Origin of the sequence: Dyadobacter beijingensis DSM 21582, from assembly GCF_000382205.1 — a bacterium.
Taxonomy (GTDB): Bacteria; Bacteroidota; Bacteroidia; order Cytophagales; family Spirosomataceae; genus Dyadobacter; species Dyadobacter beijingensis.
Genome location: NZ_KB907789.1, coordinates 1,162,531 through 1,168,699, shown reverse-complemented (window position 1 = coordinate 1,168,699; position 6,169 = coordinate 1,162,531). Strand labels below are relative to the sequence as shown.

General features: G+C 51.1%; 6 protein-coding genes. 2 read left to right on the top strand and 4 right to left on the bottom strand.

From position 1 onward, the window contains the following. A partial coding sequence (locus H144_RS0123545) for a M4 family metallopeptidase (protein ID WP_026350941.1) occupies positions 1-1,692 on the bottom strand: 1,692 nt, incomplete at its 3' end. Between the two features lie 236 nt (positions 1,693-1,928). Between H144_RS0123545 and H144_RS32420 the strand changes: the two genes are divergently transcribed. Continuing rightward, entirely contained in the window at positions 1,929-2,258 is a 330-nt protein-coding gene (locus H144_RS32420) for a helix-turn-helix domain-containing protein (protein ID WP_019944572.1), read from the top strand. Positions 2,259-2,278: 20 nt separating this feature from the next. Here the strand turns inward: H144_RS32420 and H144_RS0123535 are convergent, their stop codons facing one another. Further along, the gene (locus tag H144_RS0123535; protein WP_026350940.1) at positions 2,279-4,633 is read right to left on the bottom strand and encodes an ABC transporter permease; all 2,355 of its coding nucleotides are present in this window, start codon (positions 4,631-4,633) and stop codon (positions 2,279-2,281) included. 262 nt (positions 4,634-4,895) lie between these two features. On the opposite strand from H144_RS0123535, the gene H144_RS0123525 reads away from it, so the two are divergent. After that, positions 4,896-5,090: a hypothetical protein gene (locus tag H144_RS0123525; protein ID WP_019944569.1), complete on the top strand. Its 195-nt coding sequence runs from the start codon at positions 4,896-4,898 to the stop codon at positions 5,088-5,090. Positions 5,091-5,112: 22 nt separating this feature from the next. On the opposite strand, the gene H144_RS0123520 is transcribed toward H144_RS0123525, so the two are convergent. Continuing rightward, on the bottom strand, positions 5,113-5,748 hold the full coding sequence (locus H144_RS0123520; RefSeq protein WP_019944568.1) for a hypothetical protein: 636 nt from the start codon (positions 5,746-5,748) through the stop codon (positions 5,113-5,115). Positions 5,749-5,862: 114 nt separating this feature from the next. Further along, entirely contained in the window at positions 5,863-6,039 is a 177-nt protein-coding gene (locus H144_RS34760) for a hypothetical protein (RefSeq protein WP_188982577.1), read from the bottom strand. Between the last annotated feature and the right edge of the window lie 130 nt (positions 6,040-6,169).

The window sequence follows — 6,169 nt, the reverse complement described above, 5'->3', positions numbered from 1 at the left end:
TTCGGTGAAATTGCCGCTGGACGGGACGGTCCCCGCATGAACGATTTTGGTAAATGCGTCATCCTCGGCCACCTCGAAGGTATATTGCTGCGCATTCGGGACAGATTTCCATTCAATCACGGGGTTGTTCCAGGGATTGGCCACCCAGTGTTTGACGGGCAAGGGGTGCCAGAATTTAGCTTTTTTATCGTCGAGCTCAAAGGCATGTGCAGGCCCGAATTGCTGGTATAGTACGCAAAGCGGATTAAATCCTTTGCAGAAATCAGGGTCTGCCTCGATGATCCGCGCACGTGCATATACGCGCGCTCCCGGTTGGAAATACCCGGTGGCGAAGCCGGAATAAGAGGCGCCGCCGTTCGGGTTGACGACGGTTGTGAAATTCTTGATTTCGATTGTCTGAGGATTGGAGAATGCAATGTCGGTATCCATTTGCACCTCCCATTTGGAAGCCGGCTTTCCTTCCCAAATGACATTTACCTTCACGCCTGGCCAGGGCTCCACGCCTGTGGCGCCATGTGCGGGTGACATGGAGAACACGCCAAGGTTGTTATCGCAAATGCCTACCGCACACCATGCGTCCATGACTGCGAGGTATTCGGTGGAATGCAGGCCGTAGAGTTGTTCTGTAACCGTAAGCGAAGCCTTTTTGAGGCCGTTGAAATCCGTGTATTTACCGAGATGATCGAGGCAGTTCCAGACGATTTGAATTGCTTTGTTGACGCCGATTCCGTTGAAGTGATAGGAATAGCCCAGGTCGTTGGTTTCCGTGCCGATTGTGCCGTTTGCCAGCAGATAATACCAGTGATCGATTACGGTTGCGTTTTGGTGAACAATGAAACCGCCATCTTCGGGGCACTGATTGGAGTAATAATTACCATAATAAGTATCCGGCTGCTGCAACGCATTCGGATCGTCGAATGATCTTCCCGGATACAATCCGCCTTTTGCCAGGGTCCACGAATAAAGCGCAGGTGAATTTTGCTCGTATTCGTTGCGGACGTACAAACCGATAATGTCGCAAAGAGCCTCTTCCAGAACGCGGCGTTCACTGCAAGGGCTTACGTCTTCCGGCATTACTGCATTTCCTTTGGCGTCGATGATGGCGTGCACAATCTCATGCGTTACAGCATCAATCATGGTTATTTTTTCAGGCTCGGTGCCGTCCGAAGCGTAGATGAAATCTTTCGTTGTAAGTCCGTAAGCGGGGAAGACGATAAATTTGGGTTTGGAGGGATTTAGGATGGTCCAAATAACTTCCTTGCTATTTACTGCCTGGTTATCAATGCCCAGCCAGCCGAATTTGTCCTTGATGACCTGGAACGCAACTTCCGTACCGAAAAGAAGCGTAGCTGCATCTGCCGAATACTTCAGGCCGAAAGCACCATCTTCGAAAATTCCATTGAATGGAGGAAGGTTAATGAACGGGACTTCTTCAAATTTGTCATCAATGACTCGTACCCTCATCGATGGTAAATTATTTTCCGGTAGTACTTCGATCCGTCGTTCGATCATCGTGCCTGCCGGGTCGGTCGAATATTCCATCACCCGCAAGGGCTGCGAGTCTGTATAATGCCAGGTGAACACATCCTGCGTAACATTATGCTGGTTGTAAATGTTCTGAGATTCAGCATTGGAAATGCCTAGTAACAAGCCAATCGATATGCAGGTAGCGACCAGTAGATTTTTCCTCATAGCATGTGTGATTTTTGTACTAAATACAATTACAAATTCCCGCAAAAATCACCGCATTCGCATTATTTTGGCGGTAGTTTAAGACTAGCCACATGATACATTTGACTAGTTTTTTTACGCCGAAAAAGGGCTTCGGTTACATTCGATAATCGGACGGTTGCCGCTTGAAAATCGGGTGGGGAGTAAACTGCGGAAATGTGCTTATGGCGGTAGGATAAATCTATCAGCGGCACACTATGAAGGAGACCAAAATTCCTATTGGGAACAATATACGTATTGCGCGCAGCCGGCTCGGGTATTCGCAGGAGTATGTGGCCGGAAGGCTCGGGATTTCAAAGCAGCGTTACCGGCAGCTGGAAAATGAGGAGCAGCAGTCCATTACGATCGGGCGGCTTTCGGAGATTGCGGTGATCCTGGAAACTGATATTGAGACGCTGGTTAGCCTGCATAAGGTGCGCTTCTCACAAATGCATCATCCACTGGCAGATAACCAGGTGCTGCACCAGCTCATCCAGACACAGCAGGAGCTGATCCTCGCCTTACAGGAAAAGATCAGCTCCGACTGATGTATTTCAAATAATGGTCCCTATTCGCTCCGCAGCGTCTTCACCGGGTTAAGCAATGCGGCGCGTATCGCCTGGTAGCTGACCGTCGCCAGGGATACTGCCACGGCGAGCAGGCCCGATACCGCGAATATCCACCATTGCATGCCGATCCGGTATTCGAAGTCGTTGAGCCAGAGGTTCATAACGTACCACGCGACGGGGATCGCGATGACGATCGATACAAGGACCAGCGCCATAAATTCGCTTGAAAGCAATGCAGCAATGCTCATGACCGACGCGCCGAGCACCTTGCGTACACCGATTTCCTTGATGCGGTTTTCGGCCATGTAGGCAGCCAATCCAAAGAGCCCCAGGCAGGAAATGAAGATCGTTAGTCCGGCGAAAAGGCCCGTCAATGTGGCGATGCGACGGGTATCTTCGAATTTCAATGCATAATCTTCGTCCACAAAATGGTATTCAAACGGGTATTCGGGATTGTAGCGACGGAATATGGCTTCTACTGCGGGCATGAGTTCGGCGGCCGGTTTGTCCGCATTCAGTTTCATGTGGATGACATTGAAATAGCTTTTCGCACCTTCGATCACCAGCGGGCTAGCACGGTCGTAAGGTGAGCGGATGACAAAATCCTTCACCAAGCCAACTACCTCGTACGGCGTACCGTTGTCTTTGATAATCTGGCCGACGGGGTTTTTGAAACCCATAATCTTTGCCGCCGACTCATTCAGTATCACCGCTGAAGAATCGGAGGGGTATTTCGTCAGATCCATATCGCGGCCCTGGATGAGCTGCAACCCGGCTGTTTTGACCAGGTCCTCGTCTTCCGTAAAAATATCGAAATCGATCTTTTCAGCCTGGTTCTTACCCGCCCAGTCAATACTCCAGGTGTCGCTGCTGACACTGCTGAGCGGCGATGCGGTTTTGGTAATGGAAGTGGCAATGCCGGCGCTGAGCAGTTCCTGCTTGACCTGCGGATAATGTTTGTCCAAGTCGCCGGTGATCCAGTGATACACCACCTGTCCACGGTCGTAGCCCGGGTCGCGGTTCTGGGCGTGGCGGATTTGCTCTACTACGATGAGTGTCGAGATGATCAGGGCGATGGCAAAACTGAATTGAACCACTACCAGCACTTTTCGCGGGCTGAATGCCGAATGCGTTTTCTTAAAAGTGCCTTTCAACACGCCGATCGGCTTGAAAGACGACAGGTAGAATGCCGGGTAACTGCCCGCGACAATCCCGGTAAATAATATGAATGCAACCGCCCCGGCCCAGAATGCCGGATTGCTCACCGGAACCTCCAACTGTTTGCCAATCAGTAAATTGAATGCAGGCAATGTAAGGTATACCGCCATGAGCGCGATGGAGCCTGCGATGATCGCGATCAGGATCGACTCACCGAGGAACTGGCCTACGAGCAGCCCCTTGTTGGCGCCGGCTGTCTTGCGGATACCCACTTCTTTCGCGCGCTTTTCACTCCGGGCCGTGCTGAGGTTCATAAAGTTGATGCAGGCAATCAGCAGAATGAATACCGCAATAATGCCGAACAAGCGCACAATGGCGATCCGTCCGCCGGCCACTTTCCCGTTTTCGAAATTGGAATACAAATGCCATTGCGTGATGGGATGCAGGAAAACCTCGTGCTCCTCCGTTTTGTTGGAATGCCGGATCGTAATGTCCCGTATTTTCCCGGCGAGCGCCTCGGGATTGCTGCCCGGTTTCAGTTGTACGTAGGTTTTTACGGAATTCGTCGACCAGTCTTCGTAGGCCGATCCTATTTTTTTCAGGTAGTCGATAGGCAGGATATACTCAAACCTGAACGCCGTGTTGGGCGGCAGGTCGCGCATGACGCCCGTCACCGTGAAGTTATCCTGATCAATGGAGATCACTTTTCCGATCGCGTCTTCGGTTCCGAACATTTTAATGGCCATTTTTTGCGTAACCACCGTCGAATTGAGCGTATTCAAGGCGCTTTGCGGGCTTCCCTGCACCAGCGGAAAGTCGAACATGGTGAGGAAAGCCGGATCGGTTAAGAGCGCTTCGCTGGAAATCTTCTTGTCGCCTACGCGCGTGACAAACCACCGCCCGTACTGGCGCGAGATGGCGGCTACTTCCGGGTATTCGAGTTTCAGCGCCGGACCAAGCACCTGCGGCGTGGAGTTCCAGCATTGCAGCTTGCCATCGAAAGTTCCCCGGTTCCAGGCTTCGTACAGGTAATCTTTGTTCTTGTGGAAGCGGTCGTAACTGATTTCGTTGTACATCCAGAACAGGATCAGCAACGCGCTCGCCATACCCACCGATAGACCTAGAATATTGATCGCCGAGAATGCCTTATTCCGAAGCAGGTTCCTGAATGCGATTTTGAGATAGTTTTTAAGCATGGTCCGTTTAGTAGTTGCTATCGGACATTCGTTCATTCAAATAGCCTGCCAGATAATTAATGTTCTTATAATCAGGTATTTGTTAAAAATATGAGACGCCTCGGCGTCCGGTAGCGGACACTCCCCGTTCGTCTGGGAACGGTCGGTGAGGTTGGTTGTTATCTTTCCGTTAAAAAAATCCCGCACCCATTCGAAGGCGCGGGAGAAATGCAACGGCTTTATTATCTTCGTGTTAGAAATCCGAAGAAGAAGACAGAAGAAGATGCTGAACAAGATTTTACTATTCGTGTTGCTCGTGGCGACCAACATTTCCCTCTACTATTTTGTGATCGTTCTGGAACCCCAGGCGGATTATCGCGCGGCCTTCATCGTGGTACGCGCCATGCTCGTCACCAGCATGCTCATGCAGCTGCTGACGGCTACGGGGTTCATGAAGGAGGAAAAACTCTGGTGGTAACCTGCATGTAAAAGACTTCTCCCTAATCGATTGCCTTGAACCGGATCCATGATTCGGCACGGTCCCTTACTGCCTGGTAGTTGTAGGGCGCTTTTTTCAGTGTTTCGTAAGTATCCTGGTTAATAAGCGCCAAAAGGCGCATGTAGGCAGTGATGGAAGTCCAGGGGTTCAGATTATATTCCATCAGGAAGAATTGGGAGCGTTCTTCACCCACGGCCATGCCTTCCGTGTTGATGTCGGAACCCCAGTTCAAAAAGTCTTCCGTATCGATCCCGCCTACCGTCATGTACAGATAATATTTGTTGTCTTTTCCCTGTGGCCCATCCGCGATCCGCTTGAAAGTCAGCCGCACTTTGTATCGGACAACCCAATCCTCGGTGCCCGTCTTGTTCCACGAATAATAGGGGCCGGTAATCCTGAAAAGCGAGTCAGCAGGCGTGAGCGTCGCGAACGCGACGGTATTGGAACTGCCTGACATGAACTCAAGCTTCCGCATTTCAAACTCGCACGGAAATGCACGCGGTTGCCCGTTGAGGCGGTTACAGTTAGCGGACGGTTCCGGATCGGGCACAACATGGTCTTCGGTGCAGGACATCACCAAGGCGAGCGCAAACAGCGCAACAGCGGAAAAAAAGCGGATAGCGGAAAATTTGTGCATGGTGAAAGTGTATCCAATGTGAAGTAGTAACTGATTTGTAGTCAGCAAGATACAAATATTGCTGGATTTGCCAAAGCAACGTACGCCTTCGGATCCTTTTGAACTATCCAGCGATCATTTTTCACGCATTACCGGCACAATCACCTCATTTCCTTTCACGCTGAACGTGTAAACGCCCGCTTTTTCGTTCCACTGCTTCACAATCGCCACAATGCGCGACCTGCTAGGGCCGACCATGCCCGGACCCATTCTCGCCCACGATAGAGCGGTGGATGATGGGGTTACCCGCATACTTTACCCAGGGACTCGATACCTTTTTGCCTGTACGGCCCCAGCAGCGATTTCGACCCTGCCAGGACGGTTTGCTCATCGGCCGTGTAAGTCAATAAGTGCCTTTATCCCCGAACATTTGCGGTGCCCA